This is a genomic window from Streptococcus sp. HMSC064H09 (assembly GCF_001812625.1).
GTDB lineage: Bacteria > Bacillota > Bacilli > Lactobacillales > Streptococcaceae > Streptococcus.
Genome location: NZ_KV809605.1, coordinates 38,131 through 62,924, shown reverse-complemented (window position 1 = coordinate 62,924; position 24,794 = coordinate 38,131). Strand labels below are relative to the sequence as shown.

The following is a 24,794-nucleotide window of genomic DNA, read 5'->3' as shown; positions in this document are numbered from 1 at the left end:
GTGGCTTTTTTGGTGGCGTTCTAAAATCAGTGGATAGCATATTATGAATATCAAAAATACCCTACTCAAGGATCTATCCGCTGCTAACTTAAAGCAAATACATCATTAACTCTCTTTAATGAAAGTTTATCATTCATATACTATCAGTTTTGTTTAGAAAAGAGTTGGAAAGAGATTTCTATAAAAGACGAAACCGTTTACATAATTCTTTGATTTTATTAGAATTCGGTGATAAACTTAATATGTAAGCAAGAATTCTGTAATACTACTTTAACTCCACTCATAAGTTAACTTTATCCTTACTACTATTGTTTAATTTAATGAAAGGACCATTATCATGGAAAAGAAAGTATATTTTATACTTCACAAAGTAAAAAAACAATGGGTAACCATTGCAGTAACCGGTCTAGCTCTAGGGCTTAGTTTTGCAAGCTTGGGCTATGTGAACGCAGCTGAACAGACTCCCCCCATCTCAGAACTAACTGTTGAAAGCAACATCCAAGAAAGCGCAATTGATGTCATAAGCTCGTCAACTAATGAAGTCATTACTAAACCAGAAGAAAACAAATCTTTCGACGCCCCCAATACAAGAGAAAACATCACTGAAACTACTTCTACTGAATCTGATCTAAGTACCACTGAAGCAACTGTTACAGAAACAAGTACTTCTGAAATTAACTCTCAACAAGCTCTTCGTTCGGAAGTCTCTACTGTTACTGGCAGTGAAGTAGTAAGCTCTGGAACACCAGATTCTGAAACAAATACTGCTCATAAAGTAGAAGAAAGTCCCGTGATATCTGGAGGTCATTACACTAGTGATAGTCAGGGCAATTGGTACTACATTAAGGACGAGAAAGCACTTACTGGTATGCAAAATATTGATAATGTTACGGTCTACTTTGATGCCGATGGGAAGCAAGTCAAAGGAGACACCCGTCAAGTTAACGGAGCAACATATCACTTTGAGAAAGATAGCGGACAACTTACTCGCAATGCTTTTGCATCTGATAAGAATGGAAATTGGTACTACTTAGGCCAAGATGGGAAAGCACTTATAGGTAAACAAGTTATTGACAATATACCACTCTACTTTTACCCTAATGGTGTCCAAGCTAAAGATGCCTTTGTCGTCCTAGATGGAAATTCCTATTATTTTCAAAAAGATAGTGGCCAAATGGTTCGTGACCGTTTTTGGTCAGATGACGATGGAAACTGGTACTATAGCGATAAAGAAGGAAAACTTGTCACAGGCGAACAGTCTATAGATGGCTTCGATATGTATTTCTACCCAGACGGTGTTCAGGCTAAGGGTGAAATCGTTACAATAGGTATCGAACCCTATTACTTCGATAAGGATAGTGGTCATAAGGTCATAAATACCGACATTACTATCAATGGAAAAACTTACCACGCAGAAGCTAATGGACTTTTGATTGAAACTGAACAGAAACTTCCTCAACGTCCACTTGTTTCTGGTGGCCATTTCCAAGAAGATTCCTCAGGCAACTGGTACTATTACACCGCAACAGGAGAGAAACTAAAAGGATGGCAAAATGTAGATGGAGTAACTCTTTACTTTGACAAAGAAGGTCGTCAAGCGAAAAATGGGGAAAGAATCATTGACGGCTCCCATTACTATTTTAGTCACTATTCAGGTGCTGTAAAAACCAACTATTGGCATACTTGGTCTATTGAAATCAGAAGACAGGAACCATTTGCTAAAACGTATAACGAATATTATGGTTCTGATGGTCGACGTTACTATGGATGGCATCGAGTTGGCGATCAACTTTATTATTTTGATTATAATGGTCGAGTTGAAAATGATCTTACTATCTTCAAAGGACAAAACTACCTCTTTGATAATCATGGAAAATTGGTAAAAGATGCCTTTTATATTCAGTCATTACGTGTCTTTGTTGGAACTTTAAATACTAGCTATCGCTCCAATAAATTTGGCCAAGTACTAACCGGAGAACATCATATTAATGGTGATGACTACTATTTTTCAAATTCTGGTTCACCAGTCACTGATATAGTCAAAAAAGGTGGCAAGGACTATTACTATTTTGAAGGCAAACTTCTAAAAAACTATCTCGGACCTTTACTCAAACGTCAGGAACTGGATTATGATGCAGTCTACTCTGGCATCGTAGGTACAGATAAGGATGGGGTTTTACTTACTGGTGTTAGCACTGCAAATAATGGTAAACTCTATTATTTTGAAAATAATAGATATTTTGATAATAGCAATATCCCCAAAATGTTTACAGTTACAACACCTACTTGGAAAACGATTGATGGTAAGCTATACCACTTAGAGCCTAGCATAAACAGAACTTACAAGAATGGTGGAAGAAGTTATACCGATACCGTCAGGGAAGAAGTAGACATTATTGACCACGGAGTACGAACAAAGACCGATAAGATTAAACGTATTATTGGTGATAATTATAGTAATCTATACTATCTTGATGAAAACAATGATTTTTACATCGGACATCTACTTCCAGAAAACACAGATTTAACTAAAATTGAAGAAACTGTAATTCAAAGTGACAATAAATTCTATGCTTTCAATAGAACAAGTTCGCTTTCCGAAACTTCCCCTCTCACAGTTTCCAAGACCTTAGTTTACAATAAAAAAGCCTACCTCATTGATGATAAAGGAGTAGCGACCGAAACTAAACTAACAAATCGTTTCGAACACGATGATGCATGGAATTGGTACTACTTTGATAACGAGGGAAAAGCTGTCACCGGACTCCATTCAATAGATAATGTCACTCTATACTTTGATAAAGAGGGCAAACAAGCTAAGGGAAGACTTGTCGAAATTGACGGTCAAACACATTATTTCGATAGAGACAGCGGAGCTATGTGGACTAACCGAACACTTGAACTTAATGGTATTCGTTATATCATTGACCAAAATGGTTATGTAACGATGAACAAACCTGGACAATTTATTCAAGATAAAGATGGTGATTGGGCTTATATTAAAGAAAACGGACAGTTAGCCACTGGACTTCAAATTATTAATCATCAAAAATACTACTTTGATCCAACTGGAAAACAAGCCAAAGGAAAACGACTTCTGCTTGATGGAAAGTACTATTTCTTCGATAACGATACTGGTGCTATGTTCGTAAATAAATTCCATGAAACAGGCGATTACTTTTCTAAAAAATATACTTATTTTGGCGAGGATGGAAGCCAGATATTTGGTTGGGCAACTATTGACGGTAAACGTGTTTATTTTAAAGAAGATGGCTACCAAGTTCGAAATGATACATACAAGATAGGTGGTTTCGATTATTTCTTCAAAAAAGACGGTAGTATGCTTGCTAATGATATTGACGGCAACTACAAATACTATTATGCTGATAAGGACGGTCATCTACAGTTCGGGTGGGTTAATCACAATAATGAAACCTACTATATTAGCCCACCATGGGGAGCTGAAGACCGAACATATCTAAAAACTATCAATGAAAAGACCTATCTTTTGGGCCCTAAAGGACGACTTCTAAGGAATACAGCTACAGACACCTCGACCTCTTGGAATGGTTTCTGTATCTCTGATGAAAATGGAGTTGTAAAAACAGGTGTCATTCGGTTAGAAGATAATAGGCTTTATTATTTCAACCCTGAAATTTATATGACTACTCCTTTTAGTGGCGAATGGGCAGAGTTTGATGGTAAACTTTATCATTTTGAAATGCCGATATCAGTTAGTCCATACTCAAAAGGTTCTCCAATTACCACTAACACTACGCTTGAAAAAGATGGAAAAACCTATATTATTGACGAAAATGGCGTAGCTACAGAGAAAAAGGATTAATATCAAACTAACAACTGTAAGCATTTAAAAATACCTCATTTTTGCCAAAATGTATTCAAAAACACCAGAAATCATTTTTTCTGGTGTTTTCTTTTTGTCTAAAACCTAGTAAGGCTACCGGCAAAATCTCTATCATCAATCTACTTCAAGTCAAAATATTTCTTGACATCTTTAGCATAGCCATACTGTTGATTTAAACGCTCGAGCAAGTTTTTATTATGGCCTGGATAATTGTCATTTCTTCGTAATTCTTGATAAAGCTCGATATAAGGCAACTGTTTGTCTTTGGCTAACTGCAACTCTGCTTCATAAGCATAGGCAATCTTTCGAAATTGGAGATTAGTAACACCATCTTCTTCGACATCGATTATGGCATACTGAGCCCTATGATTTTGCAGGGGTGACCAATCAAAATAGGGCATCCCAATCGTACCAGGATTAAGAATCTGTTGCCCCTTACTACCATAACGAAGCAATTGCTTATGCACATGACCGTAAATCGCCATATCTGTTTGATCATCTAATAACTGATCAAAATGACTGGTATCATTAGCTGGACGTAACTCACCTCCGTAGTTCTTCTCCGGTAAGTGATGCGTCAAAGAAAAACGAATCCCATTGATTTCCTTCTTCAAAACCAGAGGCAGAGAACGTATCCAATCAACATATTCAGTATCCAATTCTTCCATCAAGTACTGGGTAAGTCGCAAGAGCTGAACTTCTTGTGGATTCTCCAGACCATATTCCCCATCTAAAGCCTCCAAAACACAATCATCCCAATTTCCTCGAACGGTAGCTGTTATCGGGATAGAAGACAGAAGCTCAAAGAGTTCATTTCTTCCTGGTCCAGGTAATATAATATCCCCCATTAACCAATATTCTGTTGCACCCAACTCTTGTGCATCCTTAATAACTGCTTCAAGAGCTGTTGTATTCCCATGAATATCTGACAAAATTGCAATACGATGTTTCATCTATACTCCTTTACTGATGGTCTACTAAGTTAAAACTAATATAAGAACAACTATTCTTCCTCACCATCACCCTCATACAAACATGCCACCAAACGTTCAAAGGGCTCTATATACTCCCAATACTCAAAAGGGAGATTTGAAATCTTACTTAGATCATTATCATCAAAATGATACACGAGATGGCGTAGTATTTGATTTTCAATATAATGGATATCTCTCAGCTCCTCGAGACTGATTGTATCCAGTTCTATGATGTAGTGACACAAATCATCAAGTGCTTTTACGTCAAATTTTTTCTCCTCGTGTAGGAAGTAGAGAAAGCTCTGATTCTCACCTCTTTTATTATCTTCTATCAGATTCCTTTTATGCATCATTCTTGAATCCTTTCCTTAATAGCAACATTATAACACTAGAAAATGATTCTCCAAAGTGACAACATAAAAAGAGAACCTGGGATGTTTCCATTCCAAATTCTCTTCTTGTTGATTTACAAAATATCAACACATCTTACCACAAACTAATGCGTTTGCTTGGTGCTAGATACATGGCGTCTCCTTCCTTAATCTGAGGGTAGGCCTCATAAAACTCAGGAAGGTTTTTAAGTTGTTGGTTTACACGCAACTCATTTGGTGCGTGGACGTCTTGTACCATGGTATATTTATTGTACTGTAGGCTGGCCTTTTGTTTCCAGATATCTGCGTAGTTCTCAAAGTAATCCTTGAGGTTAGGTTTTGTCATATCTGTTTTGAGAACTTGTAGTGTGGATGAGAGACCGCCAGCATCTGCGACATTCTCAGTGACTGTGAGTTTTCCATTTACCTTAGTCCCGTAAATTTCCAAACCATTCCACTGGTCTTCAAAGGCTTTGATTCTCTTGTCAAAAGCTTTGCTATCAGCTTTTGTCCACCAATTGTGCATGTCGCCGTTCTCATCATAGTCGGCACCATTGGAGTCAAAGGCATGGGTAATTTCATGTCCAATCACGACACCGATACCACCATAGTTCTTTTCAGTACTTTGGTTCTTGTCATAAAACGGCGCTTGCAAAATACCAGCCGGGAAGTTGATACTATTGCTTTCTGGGTTGTAATAGGCATTGATATCAAAAGCTGATCCAGACCATTTATTCTTATCAATAGGCTCATCAAAATGATCAATGGTATAACGTTTTCCGAACTGGGCAATGTCTTCTGACAGTTCAAAGAAGGACTTGTTTGGGTCAAGATGTAGTTCCTTAGTACCAGGATCGACATCTTCCTGATAACCTACGAAAACCTTCATTTTATCCAACTTTTCGATAGCCTTGTTGCGTGTGCCTTCCGTCAACCAATTATTCTTTTGGAGACGGCCACGATAGACATTTTTGATTCTATCAATCATGCCTGTCACATCAGTCTTTGCTTCCTCACCAAAGTATTTACGTCCATAATAGACACTCATGACATCACTAAACAGATGGACACTCATCTCGTAAACCGAATCTTCCTTAGAAACTGGCTTCTGTGTGCCCATAATAGCCATGCTAATCGATTCAAAATTCAAGCGATAATCTTCTGTCAGAGAATTTGACGCTGCCATAGCTTCTTGCACCAACATCCATGATTTGATTTTAGAAAAATTGTCCTGATTAACGACCTTACTATAATTCTCAAAATACTTGGTATTAGGGACATTGATGGTTTCTAAATCACGTCCCATAATGCCTTTGATGACATCATATAATTTGAAGGAACCAGAGTAGGCATTAATCTCTTCTGCCGTTTTAGGATGAACCAAATTCTTACTCTCAGACATCTCTTCATTACTGAGACTGTACTTAGCAATTATTTCGTCGAACTCCAGTGCTTCTTTGACAATGCGTTTACTATTTTTTTCACTATATCCAAGCATTTCCAAGGCTTTTTGCGTGGCTGTCTCGATTGGAGTCAAATATTGTTTCTTGCTGGCCTCGTCTTTATAAATAGACACATCTGGCAATAAAATACTTGGAGGACTCAATTGGATTTGTTTTTGGCTGGTATTCTCTGCGTTAGTTCCTACGTCATAACCAAATGGAAGAGGAATCCCTTTATCAGTCAAGCTAGCAGATTTACTGGCCAAATCATTCAGATCCTTGATATCCTCAATTTCTTTTAGATAAGGTTTGAGAGGTTCAAGGCCATCCTTCTCACGCTGCTTGTAATCACTAGCAGCCTTGTAGAAAGTGATAAACTCAGACATCCCTGTAATATCTGACGTTTCCTTGCCCTCCCCTAAATTTTTGATATCCTTCTTTAGCTTTCCTTTGATATCTTCATCTAAAGTATAAAAATTATCAATGCTTGGAGAATCAGCAGGAATTTTGGTTTTTAGCAGCCAGTCCTTGTTAACAGCTTGGTAAAAATTTGAGGCTACCGTAGCATTCTTGTCAATCGGTGTCTCTTGTGGGACAAAGGTTTTATAGGCCCAAAAACCGCCTCCAGCAAGAGCCAAGGCCAAAGCTCCCGTTATGGAACCAAGAATAATTTTCTTACGCTTTTTCATAGATACTCCTTAGAAAATTAGATTAATACACTTGTATTATATCATTAGAACACTGGTTTTAGCAAGATGTTTTTGGGAGACAAAAAGAAGTAATCAGTCGATTACTTCTATGTATTTTCTTACACTGCTAAAATTAAATATCATGACACTCAAGATAAAAAACATAAAAGATCATCTAAATGACAAGCAGATTGATGCTAATCCTCTTGCTAGATTAATGTTACGCTCTGATTTTTCTTGGAATTCTGTGAGCGTCTTACTCAAGTCACTTACTCCAGAACTCAGTGATTTGCCTTTAGAAAGATTGCTGACTGCTAGAACTTGAATAGCTCTGCATAATTCTGCAAGAAGTTCATCATTATCCTTCTTTCCAACTTCGATTTCATTTTTAAACGTTACGAGCAACTTTCTCTCTTTTTCAGTTGTTTCTGGATTTACAATCAGATTATAGATATTGTTTAAGATATCCGTAATTTGCGTGTTATTGCTTTTTGTCATCTAGATTACCTCCTATAACCTGTAGCAAGATTAGGTCGAGCAAGTGAATTAAATTGGGTAATTGTTTGTGTTGTCATGAGCAACGACCTCTTTTAATAGTTCGCTGTGACATCATTATACACATCTAGCATATCAAATTCAAGACTAAAAATATCCTTCTGCCATATATGGTCCAATCTATGACACAGACGTACAAAAAAAGTAATCAGACGATTACTTTCTTAAACTGCGAAAATTGGGTAACAAGACACTCCAGATGAGAACTACAAAAATACCTAAAATAATAATTGTAGTATAGGGGTTAAAGCATAGACTGATTAACAAGGCAAGACTCATTGCAACCATTAGATAACCTAACTTTCTCGCTACTGAGTTACTGCTCTCACTGTGATTTTTAGTAGCTAGACCAATACTTTTAGGAAGATAATTTCCGATTACTAGAAAAATGAGTGCCACTAACCAAATGACAGTCAATCGAACTTGGACATGTCCGCCCATGGCAACAGTCAATAAGAGACCTTGAATGATAACTGCAGAAATCGGAATAAGCCATAACATAAACTCTTTTAAGAATGAAATGGTTATTTGTTTAAAATATGAAAATAAGAGATTATAAATGGCAAGAGCAATAAAAGGAAGGACAACTATTGCTAGATTGCGATTCATAAAACCATTGGCTTGTTCTTCCACATTAAAGTGGATAGCCACCCGATTTGGGAGTTGATTGTAAAATACTAGTCCGACAATAACCGGTGTGAGTATCACAATATTACCAATAACTCTTTGCATATTATTTTTCATCTTCTTTTCCTCCAAGTGACTGAATCCACGTTAAAATTTCTTCAAAAACGGTCAAGTTCAAACTATAGTAAATAAAATTCTTCTGCTTTTCTTCTTCAATAAGTCCTGCTTTTCTCAAGGTAGACAAATGATGAGAAACTGTTGCGGGAGCCAAGTCAAACTGCTGGCTGATTTCACCTGCAGACTTGGGCCCAGACTTTAGATAGTCTAAAATTTCTCTCCTCACGGGGGCAGAGATGGCTTTTAAGGTTTCAGATAAGCCCATGAGTTTCCTCCTTTTTCCAAATTTGGCGTGTCACAAGTCCGACACCTAGCACATAAATAGCTAACATGACTTCGATTAATAAGATATTTCTGACTATCCCTTGTTGATAAGCACCTGCCAAAAAATCGATGGTAGCATGAAGTAATATCGCCCCAAAATAGAATGAAAGCTTATGCTTAGTGACTGCTAGAAAATCCCAAGCTGTAAGCAAGACTTGTAGTACCAAAGCAACTAGTCTTTCAAAGAGAGACATAACAACTGCAAATCCAGTTAGTTGGTTGACCTGACTCACAAGAAGTGGCGGCAATTGACTGGTCTGACCTGAATGGATGGCCTGTAAAACAATGATGTAAGTGAGTAACCCCATCACTCCAAGCAAAATAAATTCACTAAGTCCATGTCCAAAACCGTAAGCAACAATATCAGATGTCATCAAACTTCTTTTCTTAGCAAGGACCTTAAACACCACATAACGTGTTGTTTCTTCGACAAGGCCAGCCATAAGTCCTCCATAAATAATGGTGAACCATTTAGAAGAGTGGACAAAGCCAGAAAAAACCACAGCATTGATAGGTCCTTCAATCATCATGACAGGTAAGGCAAAACCAATCAGACCTACTAAAAAGAGCTTGATTGAAAATTGCCATTTTTTCTTCAGAATGATAAAACTTATGATAGCGATAACTAACATGGCAAGAATTGTCATAAAAAGGAATGTTTCCATTTGATTTATCCTTTCCTTGATACGGAGCATCAGTACGACTTAAGTCAGAATACCTATTTCTATACTTTTCGAAATAGATTCTACGCTTTTCCTAAAGCACTGTCAAGGCTATTTCGAAGAAAATCGAAATAGGAGTACAAAAAAAGACCGTTTTCACGATCTTTCTTCTTGAGAATTTTCCCTCATTCTCGGCTGTGTGTTCTCTAGTCAATTACATGGGCTACTACTGCTTATCTTCCTGGGACATATTCGCCAGTGTTGGCATCGTAGTAACGACGTTGGCCATTGACTGTGACGTAGGCACCTTTAACTTGGCGACCTGATTGGTCAAAGTAAAGGTGTTGGCCATTGATGACTTGTTCCCCTGTCACGGCATAGCCATCTGCTCCGAAATAAGCCCAGACGTTAGGCTCGATTTGAGCGAAGCGGTTGGTTACAGGTTGACCATCGTTTTCGTCATAGTACTTGTAACGACTACCGACCTTAACTGCTTTGCCCTTGTATTGGATACCATTTTGGTCAAAGTAGTATTCCTTGCCATTGATAGTCCACTTGCCTTTAAGGGCTTGGCCATCAGTATTGAAGTAAGACCATTGGTTTGGTGCAATCTCAGCAAAGCTGCTTGTTACAAGAGCTCCACTGTGGGCATCATAGTAATAAGTCTTACCATCTTCAACAATGGTTTTACCCTTGACTTGGATACCATTTTTATCAAAGTACTTAAGGTATCCATGATCAGCACGAACTTGACCGATTGCCAGTGAACCGTCTTGTTTGAAGTACATCCACTGATCATCACCAACTTGGAGGTAGCGTCCGCTAGCAAGAATACCTGATTCTGGCTCATAGTAATACTTAATGCCATTTTCTTCGATAATTTCACCCTTAGCTTGGCTACCATCTTCCTTGAAGTAATAGAGGTGACCATCAATGTATTGACGTCCAGTGACACGGTTACCTTCTTTATCAAAGTAGTTCCATGCCTTAGTTGCTGGGTTGTAGACAAAGATGCTGCGTCCAATTTCGCCTGCTGGTGTGATATAACGCGCCTTACCATTTTCAAAGATAATAGAATCAGCTCGGTTGCTGTAGGCCGTACCGACACTACCATCTTGGTTAAAGTAATAAGTCTTACCGTCAATGACGCGTGAGCCTGTCACAGTGTTACCATCAGCGTCAAAGTAATAACGTTTACCTGTGCTGCTATCAGTCGCAAAGACATTGCGTCCCATATCACCGGTTCCAGCAACATAGTAATGCAATTTACCATCATCGGTACGGACAATGCGATCCTTAGCCTGAAGACCAGTTTCACGGTCAAAGTAGAAATGGTGACCACTCCAATGAAGGTTACCCACTACCATGGTTCCTTGTGTTGTAAAGGCACGGACTTGCTTACGTTTATCATCAAAATCAACGAAGGCATTCTTAACCATGGCACCGTCTAGACCGTAATAGTAGGTATAGCCGTTGCTAGCACGACGAAGGGCATTACGCAATTGAACACCATTATCAAAGAAATAGTAATCCTTGCTATTGATGTTTTGGGCACCCTTGGTCATCTTACCGTCAGCACCGAAGTAATACCAGTTACCGTTACCGTCTTGAACAAATTCATTCTTGATGACTTGATTATCACGAAGGAAGTAAACATCTTGTCCACGACGTTGGAAGACTTGAGTGCTTGTGATGGCACCTGTATCACGAAGTGGTGTTGGCAAGAGTTGGCCGTTGGCTGAAGTATTAAAGTACTGGTTGGTCTTGTCATCACGAAGGACAAAGTTGATGCCTCGTCCAAGGATGTTAGTTCCGTTGAAGTACTTAGCAGACCATTTGGTAATCTTTTCATTCGTAGGCAATTGCTTACCATTTGAGATTTGCACACGGTTGAAAATAGATGGGTACTTAGCTTTCAGCTCATCAAGGAAGGCACCACCGTACTTGCCTTGATAGTCTGTGCCATCTGTGCGGGTATTTGCCACATAGGCTTGGTCCACAATTTGATAACCTTGTTGGTGATAACCGTAGCCGTTAACACGTGTGGCATTAACTACTTCTTTTCCTGGAAGGTTATAAATTTGGTCTGGCACCCAGTCAGCAATGGCTTGAATACCATCTTTGTGGAGAGCACGAAGGACATTAAGGAGGTCCTCAAGTGAGCCATACTTGTTATTTTGACTCAAGGCCATGTCATAACGGTCATCAAAGGCATAACCATTATCAATTGTTGAGTCAAGGAAAGTGCCATCTTTACTTGAAACATACTGTGGTGGAAGTCCAACCGACGTAACACCCCAAGCTTTGAGCAAATTAGTGTTCTTAGCCAAGACACGGTTCATATAGAGTTCTGGCTGATCGTCCGCAAAAGCTTGGAAGTTTGAGAAGGCTTCATACATGACTTGCGAATCAAGGGCTGCTGAAGACTTGTAAACTTGACCATCTCTATTGGCACGGTTACTTGGCTGTGTACGTGCGTCTTGGTTAGCCTTAGCCCCGACTGGTACCCAGACACCGAGGTAACCTGATACTTGCACATTTTCCACACCAAAAATATCGTTGGCATTGAAGGTCAAGTTCCCATTCCAGTCGGTACGTTTAAGAAGGTTTTTAGGCACATCAGAATCGTTGAGGTAGGTTGCTATACCATCTTTTGTTGTCAAAAGTAATGGGCGATAAAGCTGATTACGGTGAGCTCTACCCATGTTCATCGTTACGGTTTCATTGCTACCCAATCGGAAATCATAGTTGTTGGTCATGATGACACCCATCCCTTGCGTACGGGTTTCAGCAGTTCCCCAATCAGTTCTGTTATTGGCACCTTTACCATAACGAACTGATGTCAAGAGGCCGTCATTTCCGACTTTCTTCACTTCCATGTCTTGACCACCAGCTACATACTTGATACGGGCACGCAAGAGGGTGTCGATAGCATCAAAGTAAGGCGTCTTTTTCGCCATGTAGTGACCATCCTCACGGTAGAGGTCACCGTAATAAACACGTGTTACAGAGTCCTTGTTGGTCAACATGAGGGCATAGACAGATGGCAAGTTGTAAGACGCATAAGTTTTATGAGCCTTATCAATATCCGCATTGTAAATCTCGAAGGCCTTCTTGATTTCATCACGGGTGAAATTGTAACCAAACAGACTTGGGTTGATACGATCACGGATGATACGTTGGATAATGGTTTGCGCTTCCGTATCGTGGGCACGGGTGAAAATATAGTTGGCCATACGTTCACCGTTCTTATCGTTAGCACCTCGTGGATTCAAACTACTATTCATAAAAGCAGTCATGTCCCCAAGCTGCATACGTGTATTTTTATCACGCATCAAAAGGTTGGTAAGAGCATTACGAAGGGCATTATCAATCGGCAGTTGTGCCCCCTTAGTGTCCTTGTTGTAATATGGGTCGTTGGCAGACCACGCTTCCAAGTATGACAAGTGTTTGATCGCATTGGCTTCAGACTTGTCAACACCATAGGCTGCTTTGAAGTAATCTGAAGCGATTTGGAGAAGGTCGGCATCCACATTGTCCAAGGCATCGACACGCAAACCGTCAAAGTTGGCTGTTGGATCGTTGGCCATGATACTTCCGATATTCATCATAAAGTGGAGCCAGTTAAGTTGTTCCGCCTGAACAGCTGGGTTTGAGTTATCAATATCGTTGGCAAGCAAGAACTCAAGACCACCGATAGAATTGTCCTTGAAGTACTTACGTGTACCCGTCTGATTAGTCGGTGTGCGGTTAAGCAAACGATAGTCAGAGTTGGCGTAGCTAGTACGGTTACCAGTATCACCCTTACTGTTGTTAAAGAGCAACTGTCCACCTTGCAAGTGGTCGTAGGAACTATTTTCAGTGCTACTATTCCAACCTGGCTGAGTCTTGATGAACTGGTCGATACTTGTACGCAACCAGTTGGTATTGCCTTCACGCGCAATACGTTCTTCAATCTTAGTCTGAACAGCTTTAGCAGCTAGATTTAGACTTTCCTGGCTAGAGTTGGTTGAAAATGATCCCGCACCAAGACCTTGATTTTGCATGTAGTTTAGGTAGTTAACCTGAGTTGATTTGTCAGGCCACCAAACCATCAAGAGTGGACGTTTGTCCGCTTCAGTTGAAGCTGTCCAAGTCTTACCATCCTTAAGAATACTCTTTGGACGGTACCAAGCATCTGCTGTGATGAAGGTGTCGAGTTGGTCCAAAGATTTGTTATCGTTTTTGTAGAGCTGATTTCCAGATGAAAAATCCACAGTTGCCTTGATAGGTTCTGTTGAAAATTCATCTTGTGACTTGGTCGCAAGAGCTCCTGTTTCAGCATCAAAGTAATATGACTTCCCATCTTGCTCAAAGACGAAGTTCTTACGCACACTACCGTCACTATTGACATAGTATTGTTTGCCGTTAATCCATTGGATACCAGTCGCTGTATCGGTATTGGCTTCACGAGTTTCTGCCAAGGCACGACGACTACGTGTACGAGCTTCTGTATTTGCCGTATCAGTTGCTGCTGCACGGTCTGTAGTAGCTGTTGCACGATCCGTTCCAGTTACTGCAGCGTTAGTATTTGTATCAGTTGTTGTGGCACTAGTGTCAGCAGTTGCTGCTTGCACATTTGTACTTGGCGCTTCTTGACCTGAGTTGGTGTCAACTGTCGCTGTGTTTGCAGCAGGAGCCACTGCCCTATCTGTAACATCGGTTGTCGTGCTAGTCGCATCTGCGACAGGAATAGCCACGCTCGCAGTATTAGCATCTGCTGAAATAGTTGGTGCTACTGTAGTTGCTGCATCATTAGTTGTGGCAGGCGCTTCTCGAAGCAAATCTTGACTGCTATCACCCGACTGATTCGCAGGATTTTGCTCATCGGCCTGAACCTGTTGATCCGCCAACAAAGTTCCACCAGCAACAGTAACCATTGAGAGTGCTGTCACCCCAATAGTCACCCAATTCTTCTTCACTTTATGCATTTTAAAGCGTACTTTTTGTTCCATAATATTTACCTTTTTCCCTTATATTACTTCTATCATAAGCTATTTGACAAGGGAATACAATTACACAACTGTAATATCAGTTTAATGTATCTACCTTCGTTTTCTCAGAAAACGTCCTTTAATAATCTGCCTAATAAATACACCTTGTGAACAAATGCACTAAGGATAACATAAAACCAGCTAAAATCGTTAGGACTAAGACTTTTTTAGACGATAGAATCATCCAACAATATTAATTTATTTTTAAATAAAAAAACCTTCATTTCTAAGATGAAATAAAGGCTTGGTTACGGGGACTAGCAAAATCCTGCTAAAGTATGCGTGGTTTATGGGTTAGGAGGTCGCGATGCTTTCCATATTTAGTAGTCCACAAAACGCTTGATTGCTATTTTTTACTCATTTTCCATGTACTACCACCTAGTGAAAAAGGCACCTATGGTTTCAATAATGGCATAGAGTAATGGGGGTTTTCGTGGTCTGAAATCTGTTTTATAAAAGTAGTAATTCGAAATGAAGATAAATAATATGACAATGATACTCCAAGCTAAGATAACCATGATTTTTCTCCTTTACTGCTTCTTCAATCTGATACCTAATAAACTCTTCCTTTTGGAAGTATCTCAAAAATGCCCGTGTCCATCAAGTCAAATTGTCTTATCAAAATTTCTATAATTAGATATTTTCACCACCGATTACTCAGTTGGTTGCGATGCTTTCCATGCCTCTAAGTTAGCGTAACTTTTAATGGGATAATCTGTCTTTTTCCCATCTTTAACTGCATAAACCGTTAAATCTTCACCACCTGCTGGAGCTAACCAATGAAGTGTTGCATTAAGCCACTCCTCCGCACTGACAGACTCCGGACGAGGATAGATACTGTAAGACACATCTCCATATATTTTATTCCAGAAATCAGGATAATCCGTAAAAAGATTTAATGCTTTTGCATTATCATCATTTCCTTTTTCCCCATCAGACTCAAGATGAGTTATACTATCTGAAACAAACAAATTATAAGATTCTGCGATATTGTTTAAAGAAGCAGATCTAATAACATTAGAATAATACCCATCATTATATGCACTAAGCTTGCTATCAGATTGATTATAGAAAGTTTTCAATTCTTCTGGTAAAGCTTCAACTTTCCCATTTGATAAATCAACTCCAACATATTCATCAATTGTATAATGAACATCATCCTTAACCAAGGCAATAATGGCTAGGTCCTTCCCTTCATAGGTTAAATAATCAAAGACTTTCCAGATTTTAGCATCTTTTTTATAAGCCTCTGTTGCCTTATAAAGGTCATATTCCTTACGCTTAAAGTTATCATTGAGGGCAAGGGTGACTAAGATATATTCAGAGCCATCAGTCTTTTGAACCGTAACATCTTTTCCCTTATAGGATACAAATCTGAGATCAGCGATATAATTTTGAGTAACATGTGCCTTTGAAGGGGCAAGGACAAATTGATTTCTATCTCCAAAAACTACAGGTTTACTATCCTTTAACGAATCTTCAGTTATATCGTACTCAACCTTTAAAGAATGCCCCTCTGAGTGATTTGCTTTTGTTTGATGAGAATTAATATAATAAGTCAGGAAGCAAGCCACAGTTAATAAAATCGTACTGATTGCAACCAACTTTCTCAAATATTTTCGCCTAAGAATAAACTTCCCCATATTTACCTTTACCTCTTTTTTCCTACATACAGATATAATACCCATTATAACACGGCTATAGCTCCTCCTTGCGAATATGAGAGGGACAAAATTATTAGGATTTAAGCATGAAAAAGCATCTGAGTGTACACTGACAGTTTCTCTAAAACAACTCAAAAAACCAGCTAATGCTGGTTTTTTCATCTATTTAATCATCTAGAGTTATGATAGGAAAATAATAATAATTTAGATAGGAAAAGGAAAAATTCGCTCTAGATTTTTAAAGGACATATTAATTAACGACGCTGTCTCAATTCACCAGTTTTGGCATCGCAGAAGAGGCGTTTACCACCAACATAGACATAACGTCCTTTAACTTGACGACCTGAACCGTCAAAGTAAAGCTGTTTACCATTGATGACCTGTTTTCCAGTCACTGCTTGGCCAGCTGAGTTAAAGTAATACCAGCAACCACGTCCAGCTTCGACAAAGCGGTTTACCACTTGCTCACCAGTGTGGGCATCAAAGTAACATTTCTTACCTTGGACAGTGAGCAATTTACCTTTGACTTGAGCACCATTGCTACCAAAGTAGTAAACTTTATTGTTAATATTTTGAAGACCTGTCACTTTGTGACCATCTTGGTTAAGGTACGCCCATTGGTTAGCCGCAATTTGAATGAATTGGTTGATGACTGCTTGACCAGTGACGGCATCATAGTAACGTCCTTCAGCCCAGCCACCTTTTAGCTGGCTATGGTCTTTGTTGAAGTAATAGAGTTTACCATCAATCACTTTGGCACCTTGAACGAGGCAACCAAAAGCATCCGCATAATACCAGTTGTTATTTTCAAAGATAAAGCGTGACACAGCCATTTCACCTGTTTGGGCAGAAATGTAGTATTGCTTGTTGCCTTGTTGCATCATCTGACCTTTGATTTGACGGCCTTCTGAGTCAAAGCAGTATTCTTTACCATTGATGATACGTTTTCCTGTCACAGCGTAACCATGTTCATCAAGGTAGTACCAAGCTTGGTTTTCTTTATTTTGAACAAAGGTATTTACAGCCATATTACCAGTATCAGGGATAAAGTAACGGATACGGCCATCTGAGAAGCGAATAAATTTGTCTTTAGCTTGGATACCTGTTTGTGTATCAAAGTAGAAGGTTGTGCTACCCATTTCAAGGAGACCAGTAGCCATGTGACCATAACAATCGAAATAGCGTACATCCTTACGATAACCTGCAAAATCGTAGAAGCCGTTGATAGCTTTCACACCGTTTTTATCGTAGTAATAAGTGTAGCCATCGCTACCTTTAACAAGTGAGTCACGGGCTTGAAGACCATTTTCAAGGAAGTAATAAGCCTTACCATCGATAACCTTTTCACCTTTGACCTTTTGGCCATATTGGTCGTAATAATACCATTGATTTTCGCCTACACGGACAAATGAAGACTTGGCATTGTTCGAATCAACACTTGGTTTAGTCTCGCCTGAGATGATTTGGTAACCTGAGTTATTTTGTTGATTTCCTTGTGAAATGATAGTGACATTAGCATTTGAACCATTTGAATGACCTACTGTCACGTTTGGAAACAGTTTATTTGAATTCGAAACGATAGTAACATTCGGCGTAGTACCTGAAGCCGTGATGGTAATTGTCGTGTTTCGACCACCATTCCAATGAATGCCGTTTGAGTCAGACGAACTTGTCGTAATTGTCGCAAAACCGCTAGCTGACGATGATGATGACCATGATGATGACGACGAGTAAGAATACCAAGCTGAACTTGATGAGCTTGACGAACTTGACGCACTAGCACTTACTGATGATGAACTGCTACTTGATTGGTAAGCAGAACCTGTTTGTGATGAATTAGAGGTTTGTGTTCCTACTACTTGAGAAGATTGTGACGAACTGACTTGACCAGCTCCGCCACCAACCACAGTCTGTGATGAGCCTCCTGTTGAGACAGATGATGAAGACTCGTAGCCTGAGCTTGTTTGACTTCCATAGTTAGATGACACCGCTGACAAATGGCCAGCATCTTCCGTCAAGGTTGGTGAATAACTTTCATTAATCAATGAAGCACTTGACTCAATGCCTGCATCTGTTTGTTCAAAACCATCTCCATTAGGAAGTGACACTTCATCTGCTTGTGCCGATTGATCTGCTAAAAGAGCTCCACCCGCAAGTGCAACCATCGACAGCGTGCTAACTCCAATTGTCACCCAGTTTTTCTTGACCTTGTGTAACTTAAATCCAACTTTCTTTTCCATAACATACACCTTTCAATATAACTTTATTTCTCTATACTATGTTAAGGGATTTTGGAAGCGAATACAATTACAGATGCATAACTCTAGTCTCATAAGACTAACCTTCTACCCATAATCCATTTGAAAAACAATCCTAAGATATATACCTATCGTCTTTATATGTTAGAAAACGTTACTAAAAAAACGTTCGGATTTTGTTAACTTTACACAGAAATTCCGATGTTTAGCCGTTTTAGCTCCCCCATCATTAGAGGACTGAGTATAGTTTAAAACGAAAGTAAACGGTATATTGAGGAATCTATTAATCAAACTCATTGTTTACTTACAATCCACTAGACATTTCGAGGGAAATGATAAAAGAAAAGTACTTGAAAGAAAATACTTCAAGTACTTAAAAGTTTTGAAATTATGTGGAAAGCTGCTGATTTTCAATCTATAAGCTTCTGGGATAGTCCCAAAAATACATTTTCTCTGCCTACTTATCGTTTTCTGACCCAAGCTCCAGTATTGGCGTCATAGTAACGGCGTTGGCCTTTAACCCAGACGTAACGGCCTTTGACCTGACGGCCAGAAGCGTCAAAGTAGAGGTGTTGGCCGTTGATGACTTGTTCACCAGTTACGGCTTGGCCTGAGGCGTTAAAGTAATACCAAACACCATGAGAAATTTGGATAAAGCGATTGGTCACGGCTTCACCACTGTTGGCATCAAAGTAGTATTTCTTGCCTCTGTAAGTCAGAAGTTTCCCTTTAGCTTGGACCCCATTGCCTTCAAAGTAGTAAAGTTTACCATTGATATGCTGGAGACCAACTACCTTTTGACCATTTTGGTTGAGGTAAGCCCATTTGTTGGCACCGACTTGGACGAAGCGGTTGGTTACGGCCTGACCTGAGTCACCATCATAGTAACGGCCGTTGGCCCAGGCACCCTTGACTTGGCTATAATCATTGTTGAAATAGTAGTGATTACCATTGATGACTTGAGCACCTTTAACCAGTTTACCATTGCCATCGACATAGTACCACTTGTTGTTTTCCGTCACAAAGCGTGAGCGAGCAATTTCACCACTATCACCATCAAGGAAGTAACGTTGGTTATTGATTGTGACAAAGTGTCCCTTAACCTGACGTCCTTCATTGTCAAAGTAATACTGCTTACCGTTAATGGTTTGTAGTCCTGTCACGGCATAACCGTTGCTATCGAGGTAATACCAAGCCTTGTTCTCAGGATTTTGCGCAAATCGGTTGACTGCGAGATTTCCTGTATCTGGGATGAAGTAACGCATGCGTCCGTCCGCAAAACGGATGAACTTGTCTTTGGCTTGAATACCAGTCTTTTCATCGAAATAGAAGGTTGTGCCATACATGTCGTGGAGGCCACGATACATTTGACCGTTGCCATCGAAATAGCGAACGTCTTGGCGAGGACCCGCAAAGTCATAGAATCCGTTAAAGGCCTGAACCCCTTTAGGATCGTAGTAATACACGTGACCATCACTGCCTTGGCGAAGGACATGACGTAGCTGGAGACCATTGTCTAGGAAAAAATATTTCTTACCATCAATGACCTGATCACCTTTGACCATGTTGCCGTTCTTATCAAAGTAATACCACTGGTTGGCACCGACTTGAATAAAGGTATTCTTAGCAAGGTAGCCACCAATTGAGAGGTATTGAACATCATCTCCAACCCTACGGAAACCACTTCCAGTAATTTCAGTCATTTGTTTAGGAAGGAAGGTTTGACCTGCTTTGACGCTGAAGTATTGGTTGGTAGCGTTATCTTGTAGGACATAGCGAGCTCCAGTACCTTGGATATTGCTTCCATTGAAATACTTGGCTGACCATTGCGTGATTTTCTCATTGGTAGTCAATTTACGGCCGTTTGAAATCTGCACGCGCTCAAAGATTGCTGGATATTTTGCCTTCAATTCATCAAGGAAGGCACCACCGTACTTGCCTTGGAAGTCATTTCCAAAGGTACGTGTTTTAGCTGCGTAGAGGCTATTGTAGATTTCAGCATTTGGACGTGGCGTTCCGTAGCTATTGGTACGAGAAGCTGTTACCACTTCTTTTCCAGGAAGATTGTAAATTTGGTCTGGAACCCAGTCAGCAATGGCTGAGATACCTTCTGCGTGAAGGGCACGAAGGGCATCCATGAGGTCTTTGAGCGAACCGTATTTGTTGTTCTTACTCATGGCAATATCGTAACGGTCTTCGAAGGCATAGCCATTTTCAATGATAGAATCCAAGAAAGTGCCGTCCTGACTAGACACGTATTGTGGCGCAAATTCAAAGGAAGTAATTCCCCACTCTTTGAAGAGTTTGGCGTTTTGTGCAATAACATGGTTGGTGTATTGACTTGGTGTCTTAACGAAATCTTGGAAGTTTGAGAAGCCTTCATAGATGACCTGTGAGTCGAGAGCTGATGATGATTCAAAGACCTGCTCACCCTTCTTAGTCGTCGAAGCCTTGGTGCGGGCATCTTGGTTTTCTGAAGCACCTACTGGCACCCAAACCGCTAAATAGCCTGAAACTTCAACGGTTGAATGACCAGTAATATCGTCTGCCGTGAGGGTCAAGTTCCCTTGATTGTCCGTATAGCGAACCAATCCAGCTGGCACATCAGCATCCTTGAGGTAGGTTGCAAGCCCTGTCGATTTGCTGAGGAGCAATGGACGATAGGCTTGATTTTTATGGGCAGCTCCCATATTGACTACCAGACGGTCATTTGCTCCCAATTTCATATCTGGACGATTGGCTGTGAGGACCAGCATTCCTTGGTTACGTGTTTCAGCAGTACCAAGCTGATTAACTTCTTCTGCACCCTTACCATAACGCACAGATGACATGATTTCATAGCCGTTAAGCTTAGTAACCTTCATGTCTTGGCCACCTGCTACATATTTGATGCGAGCACGGAGCAGAGCATCAATGGCATTATAGTATGGTGATTTTTCAGCCATGTATTGGCCATCGTCGGTAAAAAGATCACCGTAGTAAACACGAGTGATACTGTCCTTGTTGGTCAACATTGTGGCATAGGCAGCTGGGATATTGTACTGAGTGAACTTTTTATCAGCCTTGCGCATGTCCGCATTGTAGATTTCGAAGGCCTGTTTGAGCTCATCCATGGTGAAGGTGAAACCATCTGTTTTTGGATTAATCTGCTTACTGATGATATTAGCCAAAACAGCTTGCACTTCACTATCATGGGCACGCACGAAAATGTAGTTGGCATCACGAGGCGTGTGTTTTTGCTCGCTTGAACGGTTGTTAAGAGAGTTAGTAATGACACGTTCCAAGCTACCACGGTAATTGCTCTTACGCAAGAAAGTCGTCAAAAGCGTTTCACGTAGCGGATTGTCAATGGACAACTGAGCACCCTTGGTATCCTTATTGTATTGATGGTCGTTGTAAGACCAGGCTTCAAGGATTGACAAGTGAGCAATGGCATTAGCTTCATTATCAGCCACACGGTATTTTTCCTTGAAGTAATCAGAAGCAATCTGCAAGAGGTCCGCATCCACATTGTCCACCGCATCGATACGGACACCATCAAAGTTGGCACTTGGATCATTGCCAAGGATAGAACCAATATTCATGATGTAGTGGAGCCAGTTTAGTTGCTCGGCCTGAACAGCTGGGTTAGAGTTATCGATATCGTTAGCCAAGAGCAACTCGTAACCACCATTTGAACGGTCGATATGGTATTTGCGTGTCCCTGTTTGGTTAGTCGGTGTGCGGTTCATGAGACGGAAATCTGAATTGGCATGACTTGTCGTACTATTATTGAGGAAGGTCAGAGCGCCTCCTTGCAAGTGGTCCTTACCAACTAAGAGATTGTCCTCGCTCTCAGAGTTCCAGCCAGGCTGTGTTTTGATGAAGTCTGACATCAACTGACGAAGCCAAGTGGTATTGCCCTCACGACCGATACGTTCCTCGATTTTAACTTGAATCAAGTCAGCAGCAGATGCTAAGTCGTAACTCATCATATCTGTCGTATAGGTCTTATCACTAAAGCCTTGTTGACTCATATAGTTGAGGTAGTTGACCTGTGTCACCTTGTCTGGCCACCAAGTCATCAAAAGGGGACGATAATCTTTCTCAGTTGAAGCTGTCCAATTTTTCCCGTCCCTCAAGATCTGTTTTGGACGGTACCAGCTATCAGCCGTCAAGAAATTGTCCAAGTGTTCAAAACTCTTGCTTGACGTATCATAGGCCTGGTTATAAACCGCATAGATAGAGTTATTTGGAATGGCATCGGCACGATACAAAGGTTTACTTTGATCTACCATCGCCCCAGTTTCATCGAAATAATAAAGACGACCATCAAGTTCAATCGCTGTGTTCTTTTTCACAACGCCATTTTCAACATAATACTGCTTGCCATCAATCGTCTTCAAATTTGAAGCTACTGGTTTATAGTCAAGACTTGGCTGACTTGGTTGGACTGGCTTGTTAGGTTGAAACGGCTGGGACGGTTGACTCGGTTGAACAGGTTTGTTGGGTTGATTTGGCTGCGTTACAATGGTCACATTTGGTCTTGTGCCATTTGGACTTGTCACCGTCACGTTTGGTTTAGGCGTGTTTGGCCCTGTGATAATGGTTACATTTGGTGTCGTACCGCTGGCCGTAATTGTGATGTTCGTATTGCGGTTGGCATTGATACGAATAGTGCTATCAGCAGCTCGTGTGGCGATTGATGGCGCTGCATTGGTCAATACTCTAGGAGTGGACTGAGTTCTTTCTTGAACAGTTGCCTGACCTTGTGAGGCCTGTCCAGCGGTCTGTGTTTCTTGGGTGCTAACTTGAGTTTGTGAAGAAACTGCCACTTCCTGACTGGCAACTTGACTGTTTTGTGCTTGAGCAGTTGCCTCTTGACTAACCGCACTTGTCACCACCTGAGAGCTTGTTTCGTGACTTACGCTGGCTGTTGCTACTGCTGACACACTTGCTTGGGCACTCGCTTGCTCAGTAACAGTTGTGGTCGTCACTAGACTGGCAGTGCCATCCTCACTCAGTTGCTGCAGACCATCACCATTTGGCGTACTTGTCTCATCGGCCTCTACTTTTCCTTGAGCTAGCAGACTTCCACCTGCCAAGGCAACCATTGAGAGGGTCGTCACCCCGATAGTCACCCAGCTTTTCTTAACCTTGTGTAGTTTAAAACGTACCTTATTTTCCATCTATATCAATCATCCTTTTTCTGTTGTTGTCTCTACTCTATGATATATTCAGATAAATTACAAATAGGAAAAAGTCATCTTTTCTTCATAAATCTCTGCCACGCGCTCAGTTTTATTAACTTTGATTACTGAAAATGAGACCTTACACCGCATGTGAGGTCCTAAATAGAAAGTTTTCGATTTTCAAACACCTTCAAATGCTTATCCTTAAAGGCTTTTGAACATTAAAGTAAGCTTCAATTAACCTTAAGAGATAGCAAAACTATGAGAGAAGTAACCCTTAAAAAGATAATTCTGAAAAGAAATTTTTAGATAGAAAGACTACTTTTTTTCATCTGACTAAGACCATGATCTATCTATGAGGAGCAAAAATTAAAAATATAAATGATTTACACAGGTGAATTCTTATTTGACTAACGAAACTAAATATAGAATCTTTTATGTCACTTCTTTAACATTTTTGATAATTCTATTAGTTTCTATTGTTTATTCTTAAAAAAGGATTATAATGAAACTAGGTGGACGTGTAAGCGTTTTAATTTTGCTTCAAAGGACACTTGGGGATTATCTAAAAGATTGGCATTAGTTGCTTAGTGCCTAAATAAGAATCATAGTAGGAGGACCATTCCTGAGTCACTTTGAACCATCAAACTAGGGCTCATAAAAAGAATACAGCATCATTTCAAACTAGAGCTCTAGAGGGGACGCCTCATACTAGTAAGCTCTAGTTTTTTGTGTCTTAGAAGCCCAAAATAAACGAGATCTTCCATGCTTAGAAAGGAGGAAAATTCCGAACGGCTCTCGTTTTTCTAGAATCATTTCGTCAGGACTCATGTTTGCCTCGAACAGTCTCGTAATATAGAAATTGAGGAGGCTTGGAGAAATAAGGATTGTCACAAAAAGATTAACTTACATCGTTAGGGACTCCTCCCCAATGCTCACTTTTCATAAACTCTCATGACAGCCCTTATTTTGCAGTATGTAAAAAGTTTAAAATGAAAGGAGAATTACCATGGAAAAGAAAGTACATTTTAAACTTCACAAA

The 24,794-nt window shown here is 40.1% G+C and carries 12 protein-coding genes; 1 reads left to right on the top strand and 11 read right to left on the bottom strand.

The window, feature by feature from the left end; genetic code table 11:
* Positions 1-337 precede the first annotated feature (337 nt).
* Positions 338-3,844: a glucosyl transferase gene (locus tag HMPREF2867_RS08160; RefSeq protein ID WP_070577007.1), complete on the top strand. Its 3,507-nt coding sequence runs from the start codon at positions 338-340 to the stop codon at positions 3,842-3,844.
* Between the two features lie 140 nt (positions 3,845-3,984).
* Here the strand turns inward: HMPREF2867_RS08160 and HMPREF2867_RS08155 are convergent, their stop codons facing one another.
* From HMPREF2867_RS08155 to HMPREF2867_RS08100, 11 genes are all read right to left on the bottom strand, one after another.
* Entirely contained in the window at positions 3,985-4,818 is an 834-nt protein-coding gene (locus HMPREF2867_RS08155; RefSeq protein ID WP_070577005.1) for a metallophosphoesterase family protein, read from the bottom strand.
* 50 nt (positions 4,819-4,868) lie between these two features.
* Positions 4,869-5,192, bottom strand: a complete 324-nt coding sequence (locus HMPREF2867_RS08150; RefSeq protein WP_080978413.1) for a hypothetical protein — start codon at positions 5,190-5,192, stop codon at positions 4,869-4,871.
* A 133-nt stretch (positions 5,193-5,325) separates the two neighbouring features.
* Entirely contained in the window at positions 5,326-7,341 is a 2,016-nt protein-coding gene (locus HMPREF2867_RS08145; protein WP_070577003.1) for a M13 family metallopeptidase, read from the bottom strand.
* Positions 7,342-7,512: 171 nt separating this feature from the next.
* Positions 7,513-7,839 carry a bacteriocin immunity family protein gene (locus HMPREF2867_RS08140; RefSeq protein WP_070577001.1) on the bottom strand — a complete coding sequence of 109 codons (327 nt, stop codon included), beginning with the start codon at positions 7,837-7,839 and terminating at the stop codon, positions 7,513-7,515.
* 213 nt (positions 7,840-8,052) lie between these two features.
* The gene (locus HMPREF2867_RS08135; protein WP_070576999.1) at positions 8,053-8,640 is read right to left on the bottom strand and encodes a DUF1648 domain-containing protein; all 588 of its coding nucleotides are present in this window, start codon (positions 8,638-8,640) and stop codon (positions 8,053-8,055) included.
* Positions 8,630-8,905 carry an autorepressor SdpR family transcription factor gene (locus tag HMPREF2867_RS08130; RefSeq protein WP_002891308.1) on the bottom strand — a complete coding sequence of 92 codons (276 nt, stop codon included), beginning with the start codon at positions 8,903-8,905 and terminating at the stop codon, positions 8,630-8,632. The genes HMPREF2867_RS08135 and HMPREF2867_RS08130 overlap by 11 nt, the downstream gene beginning before the upstream one ends.
* Positions 8,892-9,629: a YhfC family glutamic-type intramembrane protease gene (locus tag HMPREF2867_RS08125; protein WP_070576997.1), complete on the bottom strand. Its 738-nt coding sequence runs from the start codon at positions 9,627-9,629 to the stop codon at positions 8,892-8,894. The genes HMPREF2867_RS08130 and HMPREF2867_RS08125 overlap by 14 nt, the downstream gene beginning before the upstream one ends.
* A 230-nt stretch (positions 9,630-9,859) precedes the next feature.
* Complete coding sequence (locus tag HMPREF2867_RS08120; protein ID WP_070576995.1) at positions 9,860-14,620, bottom strand: glycoside hydrolase family 70 protein; 4,761 nt, start codon at positions 14,618-14,620, stop codon at positions 9,860-9,862.
* Between the two features lie 692 nt (positions 14,621-15,312).
* Positions 15,313-16,485 (bottom strand): hypothetical protein, encoded by a 1,173-nt coding sequence (locus HMPREF2867_RS08110; RefSeq protein WP_141751010.1) that lies wholly within the window; start codon positions 16,483-16,485, stop codon positions 15,313-15,315.
* A 92-nt stretch (positions 16,486-16,577) separates the two neighbouring features.
* Entirely contained in the window at positions 16,578-18,563 is a 1,986-nt protein-coding gene (locus HMPREF2867_RS08105; RefSeq protein WP_070576992.1) for a KxYKxGKxW signal peptide domain-containing protein, read from the bottom strand.
* Positions 18,564-19,042: 479 nt separating this feature from the next.
* Complete coding sequence (locus tag HMPREF2867_RS08100) at positions 19,043-23,749, bottom strand: glycoside hydrolase family 70 protein (RefSeq protein WP_070576990.1); 4,707 nt, start codon at positions 23,747-23,749, stop codon at positions 19,043-19,045.
* Between the last annotated feature and the right edge of the window lie 1,045 nt (positions 23,750-24,794).